Consider the following 20,256-nt stretch of genomic DNA (forward strand, 5'->3'; position numbering starts at 1 on the left):
GCGCGGGCCGGAGCGAAGGGTTGCAGGTGCACAACTCCGGTGCGTATCGACTGGACAACACGTCGGAGCTACGGAGACGATGACCAGCGCAGTGCCGCGGGAAGTGCCGGGGGGAGTCCGCTCACGTGCCGTGAAAGTTCCTCCGCGCGGGCCGCGTCGTCCCCGCACGAGAACATTCACGGAGGAAAGCCCCGATGAGCTTCGGCGACCCGAACAACCCCTACGGCCAGCCGCCGCAGGGCCAACAGCCGGGCTACGGCTACCCGCAGGCCCCCCAGGGCGTCCCGCAGCAGGGCAACTACGGTTACCCGGCCGCCCCGCCCGTCTCGCCGTACGGCGCGTACCCGGGCGGCCCGGGCATGGTGCCGCAGTCGATGCCGGGGCTGCTGACGACGGCGCGGGTGTTCCTGTACCTGATCTCCGCGGTGCAGATCCTCGCCGGCATCCTCTACGTCTACGCGGCCAGCATCGCCAGCGACGCCTCGGACCTCGCGTCCGACTACGGCAGCGACAACCCGTTCGAGGACCTCGGCGACTTCGCGGCCGGCGCCGCCATCGTCCTCGCCCTGATCTTCCTGGGACTCGCCGCCCTCTCGATCACGCTCGCGGTCAAGTTCGGCAGCGGCGGCCAGGGCGTGCGGATCACCACGGTGATCTACGGCGCGCTCGGCACCATCGTGGGCGCCATCGGCCTCTTCATCGGCCTCGACTCGGGCCTGGCCACGGCCGTGATCTTCCCGCTGATCTGGGTCACCTTCGGCGTGATCATCACGCTCGCGCCGGTGGTCCCCAGCGGCACCGCCTGGTTCTCCCGCCCGCGCTACTGATCCGCACGGCACGCCGAAGGGCCCGGCTCCAGGAGGAGCCGGGCCCTTCGGCGTACCCGCTACTTCTTCTTCAGCACCGCGAAGCCGTCCGAGCGGTGGACGATCTCGTACGACGCCTCCGGGTGCAGTTGCGAAGCCGTCACGGCCGGGTCCGAGGCCTGGCCCGACCAGCCCCGCAGGTCCAGGGCCAGGTAGTCGGGGGTGGCGCCCTTCGCGGTGCCCACCCAGTAGACCTCGTGGTCGGCGGTGAGGTGCGCGAGGAGCGGGACGTCCGCCTCGACGGAGGCCCCCTCGGGGACCGCGGCGACGGCCGCGCGGGCCTGCTCGGCGCGGAGGTCGGCGGCGTACGTCTGCGGCTTCAGCAGCTCCCGCAGCGGCAGGTTCGCGGCCAGGGTGAGCGCGACGGCCGTGGCGGCGGCGACGGCGACCTTGCCGTAGGAGGCGAGCCAGGGGCGCGGCGAGGTGCGCACCGCGCGGACCGCGTCGACCAGCGCCAGGAACACGATCGGCATGAGGACGGCGCTGTAGTGCCAGTGCAGGCCCCAGTGGTTGGGGTCCTGGGAGACGAACCGCCAGCCGAGGGTGGGCAGCGCAAGGAGCGCCAGCGGGGAGCGCAGCGCGAGGAAGCCGGTGATCGCCAGGAGGTGGAGGACCATCTCCCAGCGCTCGCCGGAGGTCAGCGCGTCGGTGACGATCTGGACGAGGGAGGTCTCGGCGCCCCCGCCGGTCTTCTCGATCTTGGCCCAGTAGTCGTACTGGCCGAGCTTGCTGGCGGCCGGGATGAGCACGAGGACGGTCAGCGCGAAGAAGGCGGCGCCGAAGGCGGCGAGGGCCGCGCCGAGCTTCCTCTGCCCCTTGAGGGCGAGGACGACGCCGACCATGGCGACCGTCAGCCCCATGTCCTCCTTGACCAGGACGAGCGGCGCCGACCAGGCGGCGGCCGCGGTCCAGCGGCCGAGGAGCAGCGCCCGGCAGGTGAGGGCGAGCAGCGGGACGGCGAAGGCGATCTCGTGGAAGTCGGACTTCACCGCCTCCTGGAGGCCCCAGGAGAGGCCGTAGGCGACGGTGAGGGCGATGCCGGTGGCGCGGCTGCCGAGGATCCGCTGGGCGGTGCGGCCGACGATCACGGCGGAGCCGGCGAAGAGCGCGGCCTGCGCGAAGAGCAGCGAGACCGGCGAGGGCCAGAGCAGGTAGAGCGGGGCGAGGAGCGCCGTCACGGGGCTGAAGTGGTCACCGAGTATGGGGAAGCCGGGCCCCTTGATGTCGGCGACGGGGACCCGGAACTCGGCGTAGGAGCGGACGGCCTGCCCGAAGATGCCGAGGTCCCAGGAGGGGGTGCGGAAGTGGTCGTACTGCACCCAGGAGTAGAGGAAGTACAGGCCGGTGAGGACGGCGGCGATCAGAACGTACGGGAGGTACGGGACGGGGGCCTGGTCCCGGCCGTCGCCGGGTCGCTCGTCGGCGGGGTCCGCAGCGGGCTTTCTCAGTACGTCCAACACCACGTCTCCACTACTGCCGGCCGGCCCGGGGCCTGACCATTAGACCAGAGACGGGTACAGGGCCCTCCTGAAGAGGAAGGCCCTGTAGCGGCGTGCCGTCAGTGGAAGAAGTGGCGGGTGCCGGTGAAGTACATCGTCACGCCGGCCTTCTTCGCGGCCTCGACGACGAGCTCGTCGCGCATCGAGCCGCCGGGCTGGACGACCGCCTTCACGCCGGCCGCGGTGAGGATCTCCAGGCCGTCGGGGAAGGGGAAGAAGGCGTCGGAGGCCGCGTACGAGCCGCGGGCGCGCTCCTCGCCGGCCCGCTCGACGGCGAGCTTGGCGGAGTCGACGCGGTTGACCTGGCCCATGCCGACGCCGACGGAGGCGCCGTCCTTGGCGAGGAGGATCGCGTTGGACTTGACCGCGCGGCAGGCCTTCCAGGCGAAGGCGAGCTCGGCGAGCTCCTCGGCGGAGAGGGCCTCGCCGGTGGCGAGGGTCCAGTGCGCCGGGTCGTCGCCCTCGGCCTGGAGGCGGTCGGTGACCTGGAGGAGGGCGCCGCCGTCGACGGGCTTGACCTCGACCGGGTTGCTGGGGGCGCCCTCGGCGCGCAGCACGCGGATGTTCTTCTTCTTGGCGAGCACCTCGACGGCGCCGTCCTCGTACGCGGGGGCGACGATGACCTCGGTGAAGATCTCGGCGACCTGCTCGGCCATCTCGACGGAGACCGGGCGGTTGACGGCGATGACGCCGCCGAAGGCGGACAGCGGGTCGCAGGCGTGGGCCTTGCGGTGGGCCTCGGCGACGTCGGCGCCGATCGCGATGCCGCACGGGTTGGCGTGCTTGATGATCGCGACGCAGGGCTCGGCGTGGTCGTACGCGGCCCGGCGCGCGGCGTCGGTGTCCGTGTAGTTGTTGTACGACATCTCCTTGCCGTGCAGCTGCTCCGCCTCGGCGAGGCCGCCCGTGCCGTCGACGTAGAGCGCGGCGCCCTGGTGCGGGTTCTCGCCGTAGCGCAGGACGTTCTTGCGCGCGTAGGTGGCGCCGAGGAAGTCGGGGAAGCCCGAGTCGTCGGCGGCGGCGTAGTCCTCGGCGAACCAGGAGGCGACGGCCACGTCGTACGCGGCGGTGTGCTGGAAGGCCTCGGCGGCGAGCCGCTTGCGGGCGGTCAGGTCGAAGCCGCCGGCCTGCACGGCGGCGAGCACGTCGGCGTACCGCTCGGGGCTGGTGACGATGGCGACCGACGGGTGGTTCTTGGCGGCGGCGCGGACCATCGACGGGCCGCCGATGTCGATCTGCTCGACGCACTCGTCCGGGGTGGCGCCGGAGGCGACGGTCTCGCGGAACGGGTAGAGGTTCACGACGACCAGGTCGAAGGGCTCCACGCCGAGCTCGGCGAGCTGCTCGCGGTGCGACTCCAGGCGCAGGTCGGCGAGGATGCCGGCGTGCACGCGCGGGTGCAGGGTCTTGACGCGGCCGTCCAGGCACTCGGGGAAGCCGGTGAGCTCCTCGACCTTGGTGACCGGGACGCCGGCGGCGGCGATCTTCCCGGCGGTGGAGCCGGTGGAGACGAGCTCGACACCGGCCTCGTGCAGACCGCGGGCCAGCTCCTCCAGACCGGTCTTGTCGTAGACGCTGACCAGCGCGCGGCGGATGGGCTTAACGGTGTCCGTGTTCACCGATCTGAACCTTTCGTCCCTCAATGCGGTAGCCGTGCCGGGCGAGACGCCCCACGACGTCGACGAGCAGCGAGCGCTCGACTTCCTTGATGCGCTCGTGCAGAGCGGATTCATCGTCCGACTCCCGTACCTCGACCACGCCCTGGGCGATGATCGGGCCGGTGTCGACGCCGTCGTCGACGAAGTGGACGGTGCACCCGGTGACCTTTACGCCGTGGGCGAGCGCGTCACGCACCCCGTGGGCACCGGGAAAACTGGGGAGGAGCGCCGGGTGGGTGTTGACGACCCGGCCGCCGAAGCGGGCGAGGAACTCCTTGCCGAGGATCTTCATGAACCCGGCCGAGACGACGAGGTCCGGCTCGTGGGCGGCGGTGGCCTCGGCCAGCGCGCGGTCCCACTCGTCGCGGCTCGCGTGGTCCTTCACCCGGCACACGAACGTGGGGATCCCGGCCCGCTCGGCGCGCTCCAGGCCGGCGATGGAATCGCGGTCGGCGCCGACCGCGACGATCTCCGCGCCGTAGCCCTCGGGGTCGGCGGCGATGCCGTCGAGGAGGGCCTGGAGGTTGGTACCCGACCCGGAGACCAGAACGACAAGGCGGGCGGCAGCCACTGGGGTCACTCTTTCCGTGGTTATTGTGCGGTCCTACGAACGAATCGTGCCCGTCCATACGGGGAACCCTACGAATGGCTCGACCGTCAGCAACGATACCGGCACACGGGACGGCCCCCACGGGACGGGGGCGCAGCAGGGGGGTAGCGTCAGGGTCCGACGCCGGTCACGCCGCCGGTGCGAAGCGGTCACGACGACAGAGGGAAGACGTCCAGCAGATGCCGGATCGCCAGTCCACGAACGACAACAACCCGTTCGCCCCGCCGCCCGAGGGCACCCCCGACCAGCCGTGGCAGCCGCGCCGGCCGGACGGTTCCGCAGGCTCCGGCGGCGCGGACGGATCGGGCGCTTCGGGCGGCTCCGGCGGCTCGGACGGCGACGAGGACGGCTCGTCGTCGCCCGTGCGGGGCGGTGCCGACGGGCGCTGGAGCCCGCGTCAGCCGGGCCGTTCCTCGGCCGGTTTCGGGCGCGGCCCGGAGCGCGGCGCCGACCGCCAGGGCGGTCAGGGCGGCTCGGGACCCGAGCGGCCCGGGCTGCGCTGGGACCCCACGGACCCGGCCCAGCGGCGCGCTCGGTACGCGGTCCTCGGCGGCATGTGGGCCTTCTTCTTCGCGATCTTCGACATCCCGGAGCTGGCCCTGCTCCTCGGCGCGCTCTCGCTGTACTGGGCGGTCAGCTCGCTGCGCGCCAAGCCGAAGGCGGCGGCGGAGACCCCGGCGGGGGTGTCGCCGGAATCACAGGGGGCGTCCCAGCCCTCGGGACAGTCGGCCGCGCCCGGCACCCCGAGCCCGGCCCGCTCGATGCGGACTGCGGCCATCAGCGGCCTGGTGGCCTCGTCCGTGGCGCTGCTGATCGTGGGCCTCGGCTTCACGATGCAGCTGGTCTACAAGGACTTCTACGACTGCCGGGACGACGCCCTCACCAACGCGGGCGCGGTCGCCTGCAACGACCTGCTGCCGAAGCCGCTCCGGGACGGCTTCGGGGTGCGCGACTAGACGCCTGCGGCACCGGCGGCGTCCATGGACGCCGCCGGTGCCGTTCCCGCCGGTCACTCCGCCCCGGTCGTCTCCGACGGCCGGGGCGGTTCCGTGGGCCGGGGCGGTTCCGTGCGCGGAGGGTGCGGGGGCAGGTCGGGGTACGAGGGCGATTCCCAGGACGCCGGGAAGTAGTCGTACGGCACGTAGCCCTCGTCCTCGTCCCCGTCCTCGTTCCGGCCGTCCGGCGCAAAGCCGGATCCGGGCGGCGACGGCGTGGCGGAGGTCGCGGCGGTGGCCGCCAGGGCCGGTTCGGGCGGCGCGGCCGCCCCGGCCCTCCCGAAGACCTTCGGCGGCTTCGGCGGCTTCGGATCCTTCGGCCGCTTCTCGCGGGGGACCCGACGGCCCCAGGCCCGTACCGCCAGCGCCGTCGGCAGGCCGACGGCGACGCCCCACAGGACCGCCGCCGCGCCGGCCTGCCACCACACCGGGCCGAAGGCGAGGAGCCGGCCCGTGCCCAGCGGACCGCCGGCCGCGCCCGCGAGGACCGCGACCGCCGCCCCGCACGCCCACGCCGCGCCCAGCGCCGCGAGCGCCGTCTCCCGGGCCCGGCCGGTGCCGGTGGAGCGGCCGACCGAACGGCCGAGTGCCGCCGCCGCGAGCAGCGGCACGGCCGCCGCCGCCCACTGCGGCCAGCCGCCGCGCCCCTCCGGCGGCAGCGCCGCCAGGAGCGGGAAGAGCGGCACGGCGGGGTCGCCGACGAGGCCGAGCGGGGTCGCCACCGCGCCCGTGCCGACGGCGAAGCCGGGACCGAGGCCGTACGCGGCCGCCCACACGGCGGCGTTCGGCAGCAGCGCGAGGACGAGCAGCGCCAGCGCCACCCGTCCGGACCACTCCCCCGCGATTCCCTCGTACGAGGCCCGCGCCGCGCCCGCGCGCCAGACCAGCGCCGTCCCGGCGAGGACCGCGCCGCCCGCGAGGAGCGTCACGAGGCCGGTGCCCGCCCCGCGCAGCGCCGCGGCGGCCTCCTCCCGGCCCGGCAGGGGCCGCCCCAGCGCCGCCCAGACGCCCGCGCCGGTCGCGCCGAGGACCACGCCGGGCAGCCACAGCCCGGCGGTGACGAGGTCGGCGGGCAGCGGACCGGTCTCGCTGTAGACCACGATCACTGCCGCGACCAGCAGGTATCCCCCGGCGACCGCGCCGAGCGCGCCGGCCGGGGAGGGCCTGGGACGGTTCTCGTCGGCGGGGTCGAGGGTGGAGCGGGCGGTCCGGTGGAGCAGCCAGACCGGCAGCACGGACGTCAGCAGCGGCACCATCCCCAGCGGCGCGGGGAGGCCGCCGAGGGTGTCGGTGCGGATCAGGTCCACGCCGTGGGCGAGCAGCCACAGCCCGGCGGCGAGGTGGAGGGCGCCGCCGGCGCCGCTGTCGGGGTACGGCGAGCTGATCCAGGCCACGATCACCAGGACCGCGAGCGCGCCGACGCCGAGTCCGGCGGCGACCCCGCCGCGGACGCAGGCGGTGGCGAACGCGGCGGAACGTCCGCCCTGGACCAGGGTGTGCTCGGTCAGGTGGGTCACGGGGCCATGCTGCCAACGACACGCGCTTTCGCGCCGTAACAGGCAAACATCCGTTGTGTCGCTCAATATACGTTTTATGTACTTTTCCGCCCAGAGGTGCTCTGCGGGAGGTCGACACCGATGAGCCAGACGAGCCGGGGCGGCGACACCGCGCCCCCCTCCGCCGCCACCGCGCTGCCGACACCGAAGGAGCGGCGCCGGCTGCGTGAGGCGCTCTCCCTGAGCGAGGAACAGGTCGCCGAGGCGATGGGCGTCACGAAGGCCACCGTCAAGGCCTGGGAGACCGGACGCTCGGCCCCGCGGGGCCGCAAGCGCGAGGCGTACGCGAAGCTGCTCTCCGGCGCGCCGGAGGACATCTCCGAGGAGCCCCGGGGCGCCGCCGCGGCCGGCAAGCCGTCCCCCGCGCCCGCGCTCGCCCCCACGCCCGCCAACGTACGGCCCAAGGCCGCCGTCAAGCGGGCCGCCAAGCCCCCGAAGGCGCCCTCCCGCCCCGAGCAGCGCAAGAAACCGGGCCCGGAACCGGAAGGCGCACCCGCACCCGCGCCGGAGCGGGAGCCGGAGCCGGAGCCGGAGTCCGTGGCGGGAGCCGCGTCCGGGCCCGCGCCGGAGCCCGGACTCACCCCCGAGCAGGCGTTCGACGCCCTGTACGGGTACGCGGCCCCCGGCCTCGTCCACCAGGCGTATCTGCTGACCGGGCGACGGCAGCTCTCCCGGGAAGCCGTCGAGCACGCCTTCCGGCACGCCTGGGAGCACTGGCCCGAGGTGGCCACCGACGCCGACCCCGTCGGCTGGGTGCGGGCGGTGGCGTACGAGTACGCCCTCTCGCCCTGGCACCGGCTGCGCCGCGCCCACCGGCACCCCGACGCCCCGCCGACCGAGGCCGCGCGGCGGGCGCTGCTCGGCGCGCTGCTCGATCTGCCCGCGCCGTACCGCCGCACGGTCCTGCTCTATGACGGCCTCGGGCTCGATCTGCCCGATACGGCCGCGGAGACGGAGGCCAGCACCCCGGCCGCCGCCAACCGGCTGCTGTACGCGCACGCGGAGATCGGCCGGAAGCTGCCGGAGCTGGCCGAGCCCGAGGCGCTCCGGCGGCGGCTCGCCGCGCTGGTCGCGGAGGCGCCGACGGCGACGCTGCCGGGGGCCCGCGCGGTCCGCGGCGGCAGCGAGCGGCGGGTCCGGCGGATGACCCGCGCGGTGGTCGGGGCGACGGCGGTGCTCGCGTGCCTCACGGCCCTGACCGCGGTGACGGCGCCGACCCGCTACATCCCGGAGATCGCGCCCGGCCAGACCGTCAACGGCGTGCCGGTGCGCGGTGGGCCGCAGCAACTCGGCGAGGAGGACGTGGAGCTGCGCGACCGGCTGCGCTCGCAGCCGAACCCGGGTCCCGAGCGGCTGATCCCGACCGCCGAGTAGCCGCCGGCGGACGGTACGCGCGTGGGCCCCGTCCCTCCGGTCTCCCGGAGGGGCGGGGCCCACGCGCTTACGGCCTGTGCGGTGCCGTTCCTCAGCCCGCGAGGATGGCGCGCGCCAGCTTGGCGGTCTCGGTGGGGGTCTTGCCGACCTTCACACCGGCGGCCTCCAGGGCCTCCTTCTTCGCCGCGGCGGTGCCGGAGGAGCCGGAGACGATGGCGCCGGCGTGGCCCATGGTCTTGCCCTCGGGGGCGGTGAAGCCCGCGACGTAGCCGACGACCGGCTTGGTGACGTTGGCCTTGATGAAGTCGGCCGCACGCTCCTCGGCGTCGCCGCCGATCTCGCCGATCATGACGATCAGGTCGGTGTCGGGGTCCGCCTCGAAGGCCGCGAGGGCGTCGATGTGCGTGGTGCCGATGACCGGGTCGCCACCGATGCCGACGGCGGACGAGAAGCCGATGTCACGGAGCTCGTACATCATCTGGTACGTCAGCGTGCCGGACTTCGAGACCAGGCCGATGCGGCCCGGCTTCGTGATGTCGCCCGGGATGATGCCGGCGTTGGACTGGCCCGGGGTGATGAGACCGGGGCAGTTCGGGCCGATGAGGCGGGTCTTGTTGCCCTTCTCCACGGCGTACGCGTAGAACGCGGCGGAGTCGTGGACGGCGATGCCCTCGGTGATGACGACGGCGAGGGGGATCTGGGCGTCGATCGCCTCGACGACGGCGGCCTTGGCGAAGGCCGGCGGCACGAAGAGGACCGAGACGTTGGCGCCGGTCTCCTTCATGGCCTCGGCGACGGTCCCGAAGACGGGGACCTCGGTGCCGTCGAAGTCGACCTTGGTGCCGGCCTTGCGCGGGTTCACGCCGCCGACGATGTTGGTGCCGTCACCCAGCATGAGCTTGGTGTGCTTCATGCCCGTGGCACCGGTCATGCCCTGGACGATGACCTTGCTGTCCTTGTTGAGGAAGATAGCCATGGCTGTTCTGTCCCTCTTCCTTACTTCGCAGCCGCGAGCTCGGCGGCCTTGTCGGCCGCGCCGTCCATGGTGTCCACGCGCTGCACGAGCGGGTGGTTGGCGTCCGACAGGATCTTGCGACCCAGCTCCGCGTTGTTGCCGTCGAGACGGACCACGAGCGGCTTGGTGACCTCTTCGCCCTTCGAGGCGAGGAGCTCCAGGGCCTGCACGATGCCGTTGGCGACCTCGTCACAGGCGGTGATGCCGCCGAAGACGTTGACGAACACGGACTTGACGTCCGCGTCGCCGAGGATGATCTCCAGGCCGTTCGCCATGACCTCGGCGGAGGCGCCGCCGCCGATGTCGAGGAAGTTGGCCGGCTTCACGCCGCCGTGGTTCTCACCGGCGTACGCGACGACGTCCAGGGTCGACATGACCAGGCCGGCGCCGTTGCCGATGATGCCGACCTCGCCGTCCAGCTTGACGTAGTTGAGGCCCTTGGCCTTGGCGGCGGCCTCCAGCGGGTTGGCCGCGGCCTTGTCCTCCAGGGCCTCGTGCTCCGGCTGGCGGAAGTCGGCGTTCTCGTCGAGCGAGACCTTGCCGTCGAGGGCCAGGATGCGGCCGTCCTTGGTCTTGACCAGCGGGTTGACCTCGACGAGGAGGGCGTCCTCGGCGACGAAGGTGTCCCACAGCGTGACCAGGACCTCGGCGACGCCCTCGGCGACCTCGGCCGGGAACTTCGCCTGGGCGACGATCTCGCGGGCCTTCTCCAGGGTGACGCCGTCGTTGGCGTTGACCGGGACCTTCGCGAGGGCCTCGGGGGTCTTCTCCGCGACCTCCTCGATGTCCATGCCGCCCTGCACCGAGGCCATGGCCAGGAAGGTGCGGTTGGTGCGGTCGAGGAGGTACGAGACGTAGTACTCGGCCTCGATCTCCGGGGACAGCTCGGCGATCATCACCTTGTGGACCGTGTGGCCCTTGATGTCCATGCCCAGGATGTCCGTCGCGCGGGCGACGGCCTCGTCCGGGGTGGCGGCCAGCTTGACGCCGCCGGCCTTGCCGCGGCCGCCGACCTTCACCTGGGCCTTGACGACCGACTTGCCGCCAAGACGCTCGGTGGCCTCGCGCGCCGCCTCAGGCGTGTCGATGACTTCACCGGCCAGCACCGGTACACCGTGCTTGGCGAAGAGGTCCCTCGCCTGGTACTCGAACAGGTCCACGCGCGTCCCTTTTCTAGATGATCGCGGTTCGTTGTCTGCGTGGGCGTGCCGCGGAGGGCAACGTGACTGCGCTGTCACTAGGGAGGCGTACACGGTGACCGTGGACGCGGCATGTCCGTCCCGCAGGTTATCCCCGTGGGCCGTGGGACCCTAAATCGCAGATCACAACCCGGCGGTGATACGGGTCACAGAACGTAGGGACGAAGGGGCTGTCCGTGGGCGTCCCGCCACCCCCGGCCGGACGCCATCGGGCAGGCGGGGGGCGGGGTTTGCCCCCCTCACGCCACGCCGGTCCGCCGGGTGAGGGCCACCTGGGCGCGGGTGTGATATGGGCCTCAGTGGCTCCGGGCGCGCCCGTCCGGGTGGCGGCCCGGCGACGGAATCCGCACGGGAGCGGGCTCAGGCGGTGCCGGGTATCGGCAGCGGCCGCTTCTCCAGGGCGGCGGCCATCACCTCCGGGAAGTGGTCCGGGGTGCAGGCGAAGGCGGGGACGCCCAGGGCGGCGAGCGCGGCGGCGTGCTCCCGGTCGTAGGCGGGGGCGCCCTCGTCGGAGAGGGCGAGCAGGGCGACGAACCGCACCCCGGACGCCTGCATCGCCGCGACCCGCTTCAGCATCTCGTCGCGGATGCCACCCTCGTACAGGTCGCTGACGAGGACGACGACGGTGTCGGCGGGGCGGGTGATCCGCGACTGGCAGTAGGCGAGCGCGCGGTTGATGTCGGTGCCGCCGCCGAGCCGGGTGCCGAAGAGGACGTCCACGGGGTCGTCGAGGGCGTCGGTGAGGTCCACCACGGAGGTGTCGAAGACGACGAGCCGGGTGGCGACGGCGCGGAGCGAGGCGAGGACGGCGCCGAAGACGGAGGCGTACACGACGGAGGCGGCCATCGAGCCGGACTGGTCGACGCAGAGCACGATCTCCTTGCGCACCGCGCGGGAGGTGCGGCCGTGGCCGACGAGCCGCTCGGGGACGACCGTGCGGTGCTCGGGGAGGTAGTGCCGCAGGTTGGCCCGCAGGGTGCGGTCCCAGTCGATGTCCCGGTGGCGGGGGCGGCTGATCCGGGCCGAGCGGTCGAGGGCCCCGGTGACGGTCGCCCGGGTGCGCGCCGAGAGCCGGGCCTCCAGGTCGTCGACGACCTTGCGCACGACGGCCCTGGCGGTCTCCCTGGTGGTCTCCGGCAGCGCCTTGTTCAGGGAGAGCAGGGTGCCGACGAGGTGCACGTCGGGCTCGACGGCCTCCAGCGTCTCCGGCTCCAGGAGGAGCGTGGCGAGGCCGAGCCGGTCGATGGCGTCGCGCTGCATGACCCGCACGACGGAGGCGGGGAAGTAGCCGCGGATGTCGCCGAGCCAGCGGGCGACGGAGGGCGCGGAGCCGCCGAGGCCGCCCCCGCGCCCGCCGTCCTTGCGGTCCCCGCCCTCCGGGGTGTCGTAGAGGGCGCCGAGGGCGGCGTCCATGCCGGCGTCGGCGCCGGTCAGGGTGCGGCCCGTCCCGTCGGCGGGGCCGCCGCCCAGGACGAGCCGCCAGCGGCGCAGCCGCTCGTCCGCGGTGGTGGGGGTGCTCATGCGGGTACCTCCGGGTCCGGGCCGAGGACGAGCGCGAGGAGGGGGAGGACGCCGTCGGCCCGCTCCTCGTCGAGGGTGGCGGCGAAGCCGGGGACACGGGCGGCGGACCCGGGCCCGGCCGCCTTCGGCCCCCGGGCGACGAGTTCGCCGAGGCTCCGCCGCACGCCGGGCTCGTACGCCCCGAAGGTGCGCCGCAGCAGCGGCAGCACGTCGGTGAACGCCTCGTCCGGTACGCCGGTGAGCCAGCCGTCGAGGAGGGCGAGGAGGCGCTCGTCGTGGACGAGCAGGAGCCCGCCGCCGGGGCCGCCGACGAAGCCGTCGATCCAGGCGGCGGCGTGGGCGGGCGGCGCGCCGGGCGAGAGGGCGAGGCCCAGGAGCCGCGCCGTCTCGTCGTCGGTGAGCCGTCCCTCGTCGAGGAGGATGCGCACGGCCCGGCCCCGGACGACACCGGGCACGCGCTCCGCTCCGGCGAGCCGGCGCAGGGCGTCGGCCCAGCGGGAGGCGAGGGCGGCGGGGTCGTCGGCCGGCGCGGGGTCGGGGAGGAGGGCGATCGCGGTGTGCACGGCGTCCAGGCGCTCGCGCATCCGGTCGGCGGCGTCCGCGTCGAGCCCGGCGCAGGCGGGCGGGAGGCCGACGCGGATCCGCTCGGCCAGGCCGGTGGCGACGTCGGCGAGGGCGGCGGTGTCGGTGCCGCGCACGTCGCCGTAGCGCAGGGCGCGGGCGAGGGCCGGAAGGGCGTCGGCGAGGTGGGCGACGTCGGTGTCGAGCGCGGCCCGGTCGGCGAGGGCGCCGAGGACGGCGGGGAGGGCGTCGGTGAGGCCGCCGAGGAGGCAGCGCTCGGCGAGGCCGGTGATCTCGCCGAGCCCGGCGGCGGTGAGGGCGAGGGACTCGGCCCTGGCGGTGGCGGCGGCCTCGACGGTGGTGCCCCAGACGCCGGCCTCGGCGACCCTGACGTGCAGTTCGGGCTGCCAGCGCAGCCGCCAGGACTCCCGGAAGGTGCCGGTGCCGGTGCGGCCTACGGCGGGCAGGCCCCAGTCGACGCCGAGGAGGCGGAGCCGGTGGAGGAGGCGGCTGCGGGCGGCGTCGGTGTCGCCGCGCAGGTCGAGGTCGAGCTCGCGCTCCTCCGCCGCGGGGGTGAGCCGGAGGCTCCGGCGGAGCCGGTCGAGGTCGCGCTGGAGCGGGACGGCGGGCGCGGCGGCCGGGACCTCGCCGAGGTCGTCGCCGACGACGAGCCGGTCCCTGACGAGGGCGAGCGGCACGTCGGAGCCCTCGCAGAGGACGGCCCGGACGGCGTCGGTGGTCTCGGCGAGGCCGGGGCGGGGCCGGCCGCGCAGGGCGGCGAGGGCCCCGGCGAGGCGGACGGCCTCGATGACGTGGGCGGAGGAGACGGGGTGGTCGGCCTCCCGGAGGAGGCCCGCGACCTTGGTCATCCAGCGCTCGACGGGCCGGTCGGGGGCGGCGAAGAGGTGGCCGTACCAGCCGGGGGACTCGATCCCGGCGCCGTATCCGGAGCGGCGGGCGAGCCGGCGGTGGGTCCAGGGGACCCAGGTCAGCTGGGCCCTCACCTTGGGCAGGCCCTTGAGGAGGGCGCGGTCGGCGGTGGCGGTGGTGCGGCGGGCGAGGGCGGGGACGTGCCAGGCCCCGCAGACCACGGCGACGGCGTCCCCGAACTCCTTGCGGGCGGCGCGCAGTTTCAGCCGCATGTGGGCCTCGCGGACCAGGTCGCGCGGCCGGCCGCCGTGTCCGTACCGCTCGCGCAGGGCGGTCATGGCCTCCGCGAGGGCCTCGAAGGGGGCGAGGGGGTCGCTGTCGCCGCGGTGTTCGACGACGTCCTCCCACCACTCCTCCGGGTCCTCCCGCCCGGCGGCCCCGGCGAGGGCGGCGAGGGGATCGACCGGGGCGCAGCCGTCGGCCTCGTCCTCGCCGTCGCCCCAGGTGGGGTCCGCGGCGGCGAGGGTGTGGGCGGCGGGCAGGTCGACGAAACGGACGGGGACGCCCCGGGCGAGGGCCCAGCGCAGCGCGGTCCACTCGGGCGAGAAGGCCGCGAAGGGCCAGAAGGCGGCCCGGCCGGGGTCGTCGACGGCGTGGGCGAGGAGGGCGACGGGCGGCCGCATCTCCGGGTCGGCGGCGAGCGAGGCCAGCGCGTCGGCCTCGGCGGGGCCCTCGATGAGGACCGCGTCGGGCCGGGCCGCGTCCAGGGCGGCGGCCACTCCGCGCGCGGAGCCGGGCCCGTGGTGCCGGACCCCGAGCAGCAGCGGGCCGTCGGCCCGCCGGGCCAGGGGCTCCGTGGGTGCCGTGGCGAGGGCGGTCATGCGCTCACCTCGCGGCAGGCGCGGTAGAAGTCCTTCCAGCCGTCGCGCTCTCTCACCACCGTCTCCAGGTACTCCTGCCAGACGACCCGGTCGGCCGCCGGGTCGCGGACGACGGCGCCGAGGATGCCGGCGGCGACGTCCGCGGGGCGCAGCACGCCGTCCCCGAAGTGGGCGGCGAGGGCGAGGCCGCCGGTGACGACGGAGATGGCCTCAGCCGTGGAGAGGGTCCCGGAGGGGGACTTGAGCTTGGTGCGGCCGTCGGCGGTGACGCCGTCGCGCAGCTCGCGGAAGACGGTGACGACCCGCCGGATCTCCTCGACGCCCTCGGGCGGGGCGGGCAGTTCGAGGGAGCGGCCCAGCTGCTCGACCCGGCGGGCGACGATGTCGACCTCGTCCTCGGGGGTGGCGGGCAGCGGCAGCACGACGGTGTTGAAGCGGCGCCGGAGCGCGCTGGACAGGTCGTTGACGCCCCGGTCGCGGTCGTTGGCGGTGGCGACGAGGTTGAAGCCGGGGACGGCCTGGACCTCCTCGCCGAGCTCGGGGACGGGCAAGGTCTTCTCGGACAGGATGGTGATGAGCGTGTCCTGCACGTCGGCGGGGACGCGGGTCAGCTCCTCGACGCGGACGGTCGCCCCGCGCTCCATGGCGCGCATGACGGGGCTGGGGACGAGCGCGGCGCGGCTGGGGCCCTCGGCGAGCAGCCGGGCGTAGTTCCACCCGTACCGGATGGACTCCTCGGGGGTGCCGGCGGTGCCCTGCACGAGGAGGGTGGAGTCGCCGCTGACGGCGGCGGCGAGGTGCTCGGAGACCCAGGTCTTGGCGGTGCCGGGGACGCCGAGGAGGAGCAGCGCGCGGTCGGTGGCGAGCGTGGTGACGGCGACCTCGACGATGCGCCGGGGGCCGACGTACTTGGGTGTGATCACGGTGCCGTCGGGGAGCGTGCCGCCGAGGAGGTAGGTGGCGACGGCCCAGGGCGAGAGGCGCCAGCGGGCGGGCCGGGGGCGGTCGTCGGCGGCGGCGAGCGCGGCGAGCTCGTGGGCGAAGGCGTGTTCGGCGTGGGGCCGCAGGGCCTCGGCGGGGCCCGGGCGGCCCGGGCCGGTGTCCGTCACGGCACCGGCGCCGGGCCGCTCGTCGGTGGTTGCGGGCACGGTCATGGATCCCCCTCCAGATCGTTCGACCTGCTGTGCGATCCACGGTGCACCACGCCACTGACAATCGACCCGCGCCGCGGGTCGGCGGCGCGATCGAGGGGTGTCGCGGGGCGGGGACGGTCAGTTGAAGACCGGCGAGACGGCGACGCAGCCGCCGGACATGGCCTGCTCGCCCTTGGCCTCCTTGATGACCTTGCCCTGGTAGACGACCTTGCAGGTGAGGTCGGCGGGCTTGGTGGAGACGGGCATGACGGCGGGCGGCATGATGCCGTGCAGCTTCACGGTCCTGGTCCACGGCACGGTGGGCTTCTTGTCGCTCTCGACCTGCGGCTGCATCGCGGTGCCGTCGCCGGCGTGGTACTCGATCGACTCCACGGCCGTGCCGGTGACCTCGTAGGTCACCTCGTAGCTTTCGGTGACGGCCTTGTCGACCTGGTCGGCGGCCTTGTCGGCCGCCTCGGAACAGGCCCCGAGCCCGAACGCGAGGCCGACGACGGCGAGGGCCGAGACGGCGGTGCGGACGGTGCGGTTCATGGTGGTACTCCCCCTGCACGGTGGTGCGGTCGAAGGGCTCACGCTGGTTCACGCGAGCTCGCACAGCACCGTAAAGGACCAGTAAAACAACGGTGTCGCCGGGGTCCTCCTTCGGCGGGGAATCCCCAGGTCAACTGCGTTGTCAGTGGCGGAGAATACCGTCAGGTGCATGAATGCGACGGGGACGCGCCGGACGGCTGAGCAGGTACGGGCACTGGCTCCTGACGAGGCGTCGCGCAGAGCGGGCGACGGACTCGCCACCGCCGGGCCGTGGAGCGGCGCGGGCGGCCGCGACGGGGTCGTCTGGGGGCTGTGCGCGGGCAGTGGCCGCACGCCGTACCGCACGGTCGTGGACACGGCGGGACCCGTGTGCGCGTGCACCTGCCCGAGCCGCAAGAGCCCCTGCAAGCACGCGCTCGGCCTGCTGCTGCTCTGGGCCGCGGGCGACCCGGCCGTGCCGGACGGGGCCGAACCGCCCGCCTGGGCCTCCCGGAGGCCCGCGCCACGCCCGGCGGCCGGGTCGGCCGACCCCGAGGCGGCCCGCCGCCGGGCCGAGCGCCGGGCCGCCCGGGTGACGGCGGGCGCCGAGGAGCTGGAGCGGCGCCTCGCGGACCTGGTGAGCGGCGGGCTCGCGGCGGCGGGCCGCCAGGGGTACGGCCTGTGGGAGGAGACCGCGGCCCGCATGGTCGACGCGCAGGCGCCCGGGCTCGCGGCCCGGGCCCGCGAGCTCGGCGCGATACCGGGCTCGGGCCCGGGCTGGCCGGTGCGGCTCCTGGAGGAGTGCGCGCTCGCCCACCTCCTGGACCGGGCGTGGCTGGCCGCCGACCGGCTGCCCGACGGTCTCGCCGCGACGGTACGGACCCGGGTCGGCCTGCCGTCCGTCGCGGCCGGCCCGGCGGTCCGGGACCGCTGGCTGGTCCTCTCCCAGAACGACGCCGGGGACGGCCGGCTGACGACCCGTCGCATCTGGTTGTACGGCACGGCCGGCGGGCGTACGGCCCTGGTGCTCTCGTACGGCGCGGCGGGCCGCGCGCCCGCCCTCGCCCTGCCGGTCGGCGCCCTCCTCGACGGCGAGCTGACCCCGCACGCGGGCTCCGGACAGCTCCGCGCGGACCCCGGCGAGCTGGTCCCGGCGCCCGGCCCGGCCGCCCCGCCGCCGGGCGGACCGGTCGGCGCGGCCCTCGACGCGTACGGCCTCGCCCTGCGCGACGACCCCTGGCTGGAGTCCTGGCCGGTGACGCTCGCCCGGGTCGTCCCCGCGCGCGCGGAGTACGGCTGGCAGCTCGCCGACGCCGACGGCCGGGAGGCCCTCCCCCTGACGACCCAGGACCGCCCCGCCCTCTGGCGCCTCCTCGCCCTGTCCGGCGGCGCCCCCGTCACGGTCTTCGGCGAATGCGGCCCCCGGGGCCTCACCCCCCTGACGGCCTGGTCCCCGGAGGCCCCCGGGGAGCCGGTCCCCCTCCTGTGAACCCGCCGCGCCCGGAGCGGCGGGCGTTCCACCCGGGCGACGGGAGGCCGCCCGGGCGCCGCCGTACAGCTGCCGGATCCGGCCCCGACCACCGAGAGGCGCACCCCGTGACGACGACCGAAACCGACTGGGACGCGCTGGTCACGACCGCGCTGCTGGGAACCGACCGCCGCCCGCGCGCGACTGCCGGGGAGCTCCTCGACGCCGCCGCCCGCCACACTCTCCGCCGCCGCGCGGGCCTCCGCCCCGGCCCCGCCGCCGCACCCCCAGAACCGGCACCGCACGACCCGCGCCCCGCGCTGCCCGAGGCGGCCCGTCGCCGCCTCGACGGCCTGCTGGCGGGGAGGGGCGCCGCCCCCGCCGCCGGCCGACGCGGCACCGCGCCGGACCTCGCCGAACTGCTCCCGCAGTGGCTGGTGCTGGCCGGCGAGCGCGGCTACAAGGCGCCGCCGGCCGCCCTGCCCGCCCTCCTCGACGCGGCCAGGGCGCGCACCGACCTGCGCCCGCAGGCCCTGGCGTTCGCCGGGCCGCGCGGGGTGTGGCTGGCCCGGCTCAACCCGGAGTGGCGGTTCGCGCTGCGCGGCGGCGCCGGCGGCTCCCTGCCGGACCCCGGGGACGAGGAGGCGGTGCGGAAGCTGTGGGAGGAGGGTCTGTTCGCCGAGCGGGTCGCCCTTCTCGGTGCCGTACGGGCGAAGGATCCGGCCGCGGCACGGGCCCTGCTGGCCACGACCTGGTCCGGCGAGCGGGCCGAGGACCGGCTGATGTTCCTGGACTCGCTGCGCGCCGGCCTGTCGGCGGCGGACGAGGAGTTCCTGGAGGCCGCCCTCGCCGACCGCAGTCGCAACGTCCGCGCGACCGCCGCCGAACTGCTCTCCGCCCTGCCGGGCTCCGCGTTCGCGGGCCGCATGGCGGCCCGGGCGCTCACCTGCGTGGGCCTGGACCGTACGGCGTCCGTGCCGACGGTCGTGGTGGAGGCTCCGCACGAGTGCGACGAGGACATGCGGCGGGACGGCGTGGCCGCGGTGCCCCCGGCGGGCCGGGGCGAGCGGTCCTGGTGGCTGGGCCAGCTGGTGGAGGCCGCCCCGCTGGCCTGCTGGCCGGGCAGGTTCGGCGGGCGGACCCCGGAGGAGATCGTGGCGCTGCCGGTCGCCGACGACTGGCAGCCGGAGCTGCACGCGGCCTGGTGCCGGGCGGCGGTGCGCCAGCGCGACGCCGCCTGGTCACGGGCGCTGCTCGGCGCCCCTTCGACACCGCCCGCGACGGGTCCCGGGACCTCGTCGCTGGCCGAGCGGGCGCAGCTGCTGTCGCAGCTCGACCCGGCGGAACGGGCCGGCTGGGTGGCGGCGTTCGTGGCGGCGCACGGCCTGTCCGAGGCCTTCCAGCTGCTCGGGGTGTGCGCGGTGCCGTGGGCGGAGCCGCTGGGCGAGGCGGTGATCGACGCCCTGGACATCGCCCGGGACGCGGGCAGCTACCCGTGGAGCTTCAGCGGGGTGATGGGGCTCGCGGAGCGCTGCCTCTCCCCCACCGCGGCCCGCCCCCTGGCGTCGCTGGCGGCGGCGGCCCCGGAGGCGGAGGACGCCTCGCCCGGCGCGGGCGCCTACTGGTCGGAGGCGTTCCAGCGCCTGGTGGCCACGCTGGACCTGCGCGCCCGCATGCACGCGGAACTGGACGGCCCACCGGCCGGTGCGACAGCCCTGCCCACCGGGTGACGACCGACGGGAAGGCGGACGGGAGCGCGCACGGGAAGACCCACCGGAACGCGGACGGGTAGACCCACGGGAAGGCGGACGCGAAGACCCACGGGAAGGCAGGCGGAAGACAGGCGGAAAGGCGGACGGCCGGGAGCCCGTCGGAGAGGGTTCCCGGCCGTCCGGGGCGCACGGCGCGTACCGTGCCTGCCGTGCGTGCCCGCGTGCCCTGCGTACCCGCGTGCCCTGCGTGCGACCGTCAGGCGGCCACGCGCACGTTGGCGTTGACCCAGTCGACGATCGACGCGGTCGTCGCGCCCGGGGTGAAGATCTCCGCGACGCCCTTCTCCTTCAGCGGCGGGATGTCCGCGTCGGGGATGATGCCGCCGCCGAAGACCTTGATGTCCTCCGCGTCGCGCTCCTTGAGGAGCTCGATGACCTTCACGAAGAGCGTGTTGTGCGCACCCGAGAGGATCGAGAGGCCGATCGCGTCGGCGTCCTCCTGGATCGCGGTGTCGACGATCTGCTCGGGCGTCTGGTGCAGCCCGGTGTAGATCACCTCCATGCCGGCGTCGCGCAGGGCCCGCGCGATGACCTTGGCCCCACGATCGTGGCCGTCGAGACCCGGCTTGGCGACGACCACGCGGATCGGACCGGTCACACCCATCACTGCCTCCACATGCGACCCCCGCGCGTCTGTGCCGGGGAGGTGAACGAACGTTATCGACAGCATCCCGCAACGGGCCGTTTCGCGGAGCCCGGCGAGGGGGAAATCACACGTGGGACACGTTCGTTCCGCGACCTACCCCG

Annotated in this window: 16 protein-coding genes; 5 read left to right on the top strand and 11 right to left on the bottom strand. The window is 75.1% G+C overall.

Going from position 1 to position 20,256, the window contains the following annotated elements; translation table 11 throughout:
• Positions 1–194 precede the first annotated feature (194 nt).
• On the top strand, positions 195–827 hold the full coding sequence (locus ACFZCF_RS09265; protein WP_388437467.1) for a hypothetical protein: 633 nt from the start codon (positions 195–197) through the stop codon (positions 825–827).
• Between the two features lie 59 nt (positions 828–886).
• Here the strand turns inward: ACFZCF_RS09265 and ACFZCF_RS09270 are convergent, their stop codons facing one another.
• From ACFZCF_RS09270 to purN, 3 genes are all read right to left on the bottom strand, one after another.
• On the bottom strand, positions 887–2,326 hold the full coding sequence (locus tag ACFZCF_RS09270; protein ID WP_391285648.1) for a DUF2079 domain-containing protein: 1,440 nt from the start codon (positions 2,324–2,326) through the stop codon (positions 887–889).
• 98 nt (positions 2,327–2,424) lie between these two features.
• Positions 2,425–3,984 carry a bifunctional phosphoribosylaminoimidazolecarboxamide formyltransferase/IMP cyclohydrolase gene (purH, locus tag ACFZCF_RS09275; protein WP_391285650.1) on the bottom strand — a complete coding sequence of 520 codons (1,560 nt, stop codon included), beginning with the start codon at positions 3,982–3,984 and terminating at the stop codon, positions 2,425–2,427.
• Positions 3,965–4,594, bottom strand: a complete 630-nt coding sequence (gene purN, locus ACFZCF_RS09280; RefSeq protein ID WP_388437476.1) for a phosphoribosylglycinamide formyltransferase — start codon at positions 4,592–4,594, stop codon at positions 3,965–3,967. Before purN ends, purH begins: the two co-directional genes overlap by 20 nt.
• Positions 4,595–4,812: 218 nt before the next feature.
• On the opposite strand from purN, the gene ACFZCF_RS09285 reads away from it, so the two are divergent.
• Positions 4,813–5,589 (top strand): hypothetical protein, encoded by a 777-nt coding sequence (locus tag ACFZCF_RS09285; RefSeq protein WP_391285653.1) that lies wholly within the window; start codon positions 4,813–4,815, stop codon positions 5,587–5,589.
• A gap of 53 nt (positions 5,590–5,642) precedes the next feature.
• Here the strand turns inward: ACFZCF_RS09285 and ACFZCF_RS09290 are convergent, their stop codons facing one another.
• On the bottom strand, positions 5,643–7,145 hold the full coding sequence (locus tag ACFZCF_RS09290) for a DUF6350 family protein (protein ID WP_391285655.1): 1,503 nt from the start codon (positions 7,143–7,145) through the stop codon (positions 5,643–5,645).
• Positions 7,146–7,265: 120 nt separating this feature from the next.
• Here ACFZCF_RS09290 and ACFZCF_RS09295 point away from each other — a divergent pair, with 120 nt between their 5' ends.
• Complete coding sequence (locus ACFZCF_RS09295; RefSeq protein ID WP_391285657.1) at positions 7,266–8,558, top strand: helix-turn-helix domain-containing protein; 1,293 nt, start codon at positions 7,266–7,268, stop codon at positions 8,556–8,558.
• Between the two features lie 91 nt (positions 8,559–8,649).
• Here ACFZCF_RS09295 and sucD read toward each other — a convergent pair whose 3' ends face one another.
• The 6 genes from sucD to ACFZCF_RS09325 all read right to left on the bottom strand — a co-directional run bounded on the left by sucD (position 8,650) and on the right by ACFZCF_RS09325 (position 16,290).
• A complete protein-coding gene (sucD, locus tag ACFZCF_RS09300; protein WP_391285659.1) occupies positions 8,650–9,534 on the bottom strand; it encodes a succinate--CoA ligase subunit alpha in 885 nt (294 codons plus the stop codon).
• 20 nt (positions 9,535–9,554) lie between these two features.
• Positions 9,555–10,733, bottom strand: a complete 1,179-nt coding sequence (sucC, locus tag ACFZCF_RS09305) for an ADP-forming succinate--CoA ligase subunit beta (RefSeq protein ID WP_030750058.1) — start codon at positions 10,731–10,733, stop codon at positions 9,555–9,557.
• Between the two features lie 399 nt (positions 10,734–11,132).
• On the bottom strand, positions 11,133–12,293 hold the full coding sequence (locus ACFZCF_RS09310) for a VWA domain-containing protein (RefSeq protein WP_391285662.1): 1,161 nt from the start codon (positions 12,291–12,293) through the stop codon (positions 11,133–11,135).
• The gene (locus tag ACFZCF_RS09315; RefSeq protein WP_391285664.1) at positions 12,290–14,605 is read right to left on the bottom strand and encodes a DUF5682 family protein; all 2,316 of its coding nucleotides are present in this window, start codon (positions 14,603–14,605) and stop codon (positions 12,290–12,292) included. The genes ACFZCF_RS09310 and ACFZCF_RS09315 overlap by 4 nt, the downstream gene beginning before the upstream one ends.
• A complete protein-coding gene (locus tag ACFZCF_RS09320) occupies positions 14,602–15,759 on the bottom strand; it encodes an AAA family ATPase (RefSeq protein WP_388437497.1) in 1,158 nt (385 codons plus the stop codon). The genes ACFZCF_RS09315 and ACFZCF_RS09320 overlap by 4 nt, the downstream gene beginning before the upstream one ends.
• A 117-nt stretch (positions 15,760–15,876) precedes the next feature.
• Positions 15,877–16,290 (bottom strand): MmpS family transport accessory protein, encoded by a 414-nt coding sequence (locus ACFZCF_RS09325; protein ID WP_388437500.1) that lies wholly within the window; start codon positions 16,288–16,290, stop codon positions 15,877–15,879.
• A gap of 169 nt (positions 16,291–16,459) precedes the next feature.
• On the opposite strand from ACFZCF_RS09325, the gene ACFZCF_RS09330 reads away from it, so the two are divergent.
• Both ACFZCF_RS09330 and ACFZCF_RS09335 read left to right on the top strand, forming a co-directional pair.
• Positions 16,460–17,758, top strand: coding sequence for an SWIM zinc finger family protein (locus ACFZCF_RS09330; RefSeq protein ID WP_391285667.1), 1,299 nt, complete (start codon positions 16,460–16,462; stop codon positions 17,756–17,758).
• A gap of 107 nt (positions 17,759–17,865) precedes the next feature.
• Positions 17,866–19,467, top strand: a complete 1,602-nt coding sequence (locus ACFZCF_RS09335; protein ID WP_391285669.1) for a DUF5691 domain-containing protein — start codon at positions 17,866–17,868, stop codon at positions 19,465–19,467.
• 238 nt (positions 19,468–19,705) lie between these two features.
• Here the strand turns inward: ACFZCF_RS09335 and ACFZCF_RS09340 are convergent, their stop codons facing one another.
• Positions 19,706–20,113 carry a cobalamin B12-binding domain-containing protein gene (locus tag ACFZCF_RS09340; protein WP_169088618.1) on the bottom strand — a complete coding sequence of 136 codons (408 nt, stop codon included), beginning with the start codon at positions 20,111–20,113 and terminating at the stop codon, positions 19,706–19,708.
• Positions 20,114–20,256: the final 143 nt, after the last annotated feature.

The sequence above is a fragment of the Streptomyces sp. NPDC007945 genome (assembly GCF_042958885.1).
GTDB lineage: Bacteria > Actinomycetota > Actinomycetes > Streptomycetales > Streptomycetaceae > Streptomyces.

Excerpts from the sequence above, each read along its gene's own strand:
- ACFZCF_RS09265 (WP_388437467.1), top strand. The coding sequence starts at position 195 with ATGAGCTTCGGCGACCCGAACAACCCCTACGGCCAGCCGCCGCAGGGC.
- ACFZCF_RS09285 (WP_391285653.1), top strand. The coding sequence starts at position 4,813 with ATGCCGGATCGCCAGTCCACGAACGACAACAACCCGTTCGCCCCGCCG.
- ACFZCF_RS09295 (WP_391285657.1), top strand. The coding sequence starts at position 7,266 with ATGAGCCAGACGAGCCGGGGCGGCGACACCGCGCCCCCCTCCGCCGCC.
- sucD (WP_391285659.1), bottom strand. The coding sequence starts at position 9,534 with ATGGCTATCTTCCTCAACAAGGACAGCAAGGTCATCGTCCAGGGCATG.
- ACFZCF_RS09310 (WP_391285662.1), bottom strand. The coding sequence starts at position 12,293 with ATGAGCACCCCCACCACCGCGGACGAGCGGCTGCGCCGCTGGCGGCTC.
- ACFZCF_RS09315 (WP_391285664.1), bottom strand. The coding sequence starts at position 14,605 with ATGACCGCCCTCGCCACGGCACCCACGGAGCCCCTGGCCCGGCGGGCC.
- ACFZCF_RS09320 (WP_388437497.1), bottom strand. The coding sequence starts at position 15,759 with ATGACCGTGCCCGCAACCACCGACGAGCGGCCCGGCGCCGGTGCCGTG.
- ACFZCF_RS09325 (WP_388437500.1), bottom strand. The coding sequence starts at position 16,290 with ATGAACCGCACCGTCCGCACCGCCGTCTCGGCCCTCGCCGTCGTCGGC.
- ACFZCF_RS09330 (WP_391285667.1), top strand. The coding sequence starts at position 16,460 with ATGAATGCGACGGGGACGCGCCGGACGGCTGAGCAGGTACGGGCACTG.
- ACFZCF_RS09340 (WP_169088618.1), bottom strand. The coding sequence starts at position 20,113 with ATGGGTGTGACCGGTCCGATCCGCGTGGTCGTCGCCAAGCCGGGTCTC.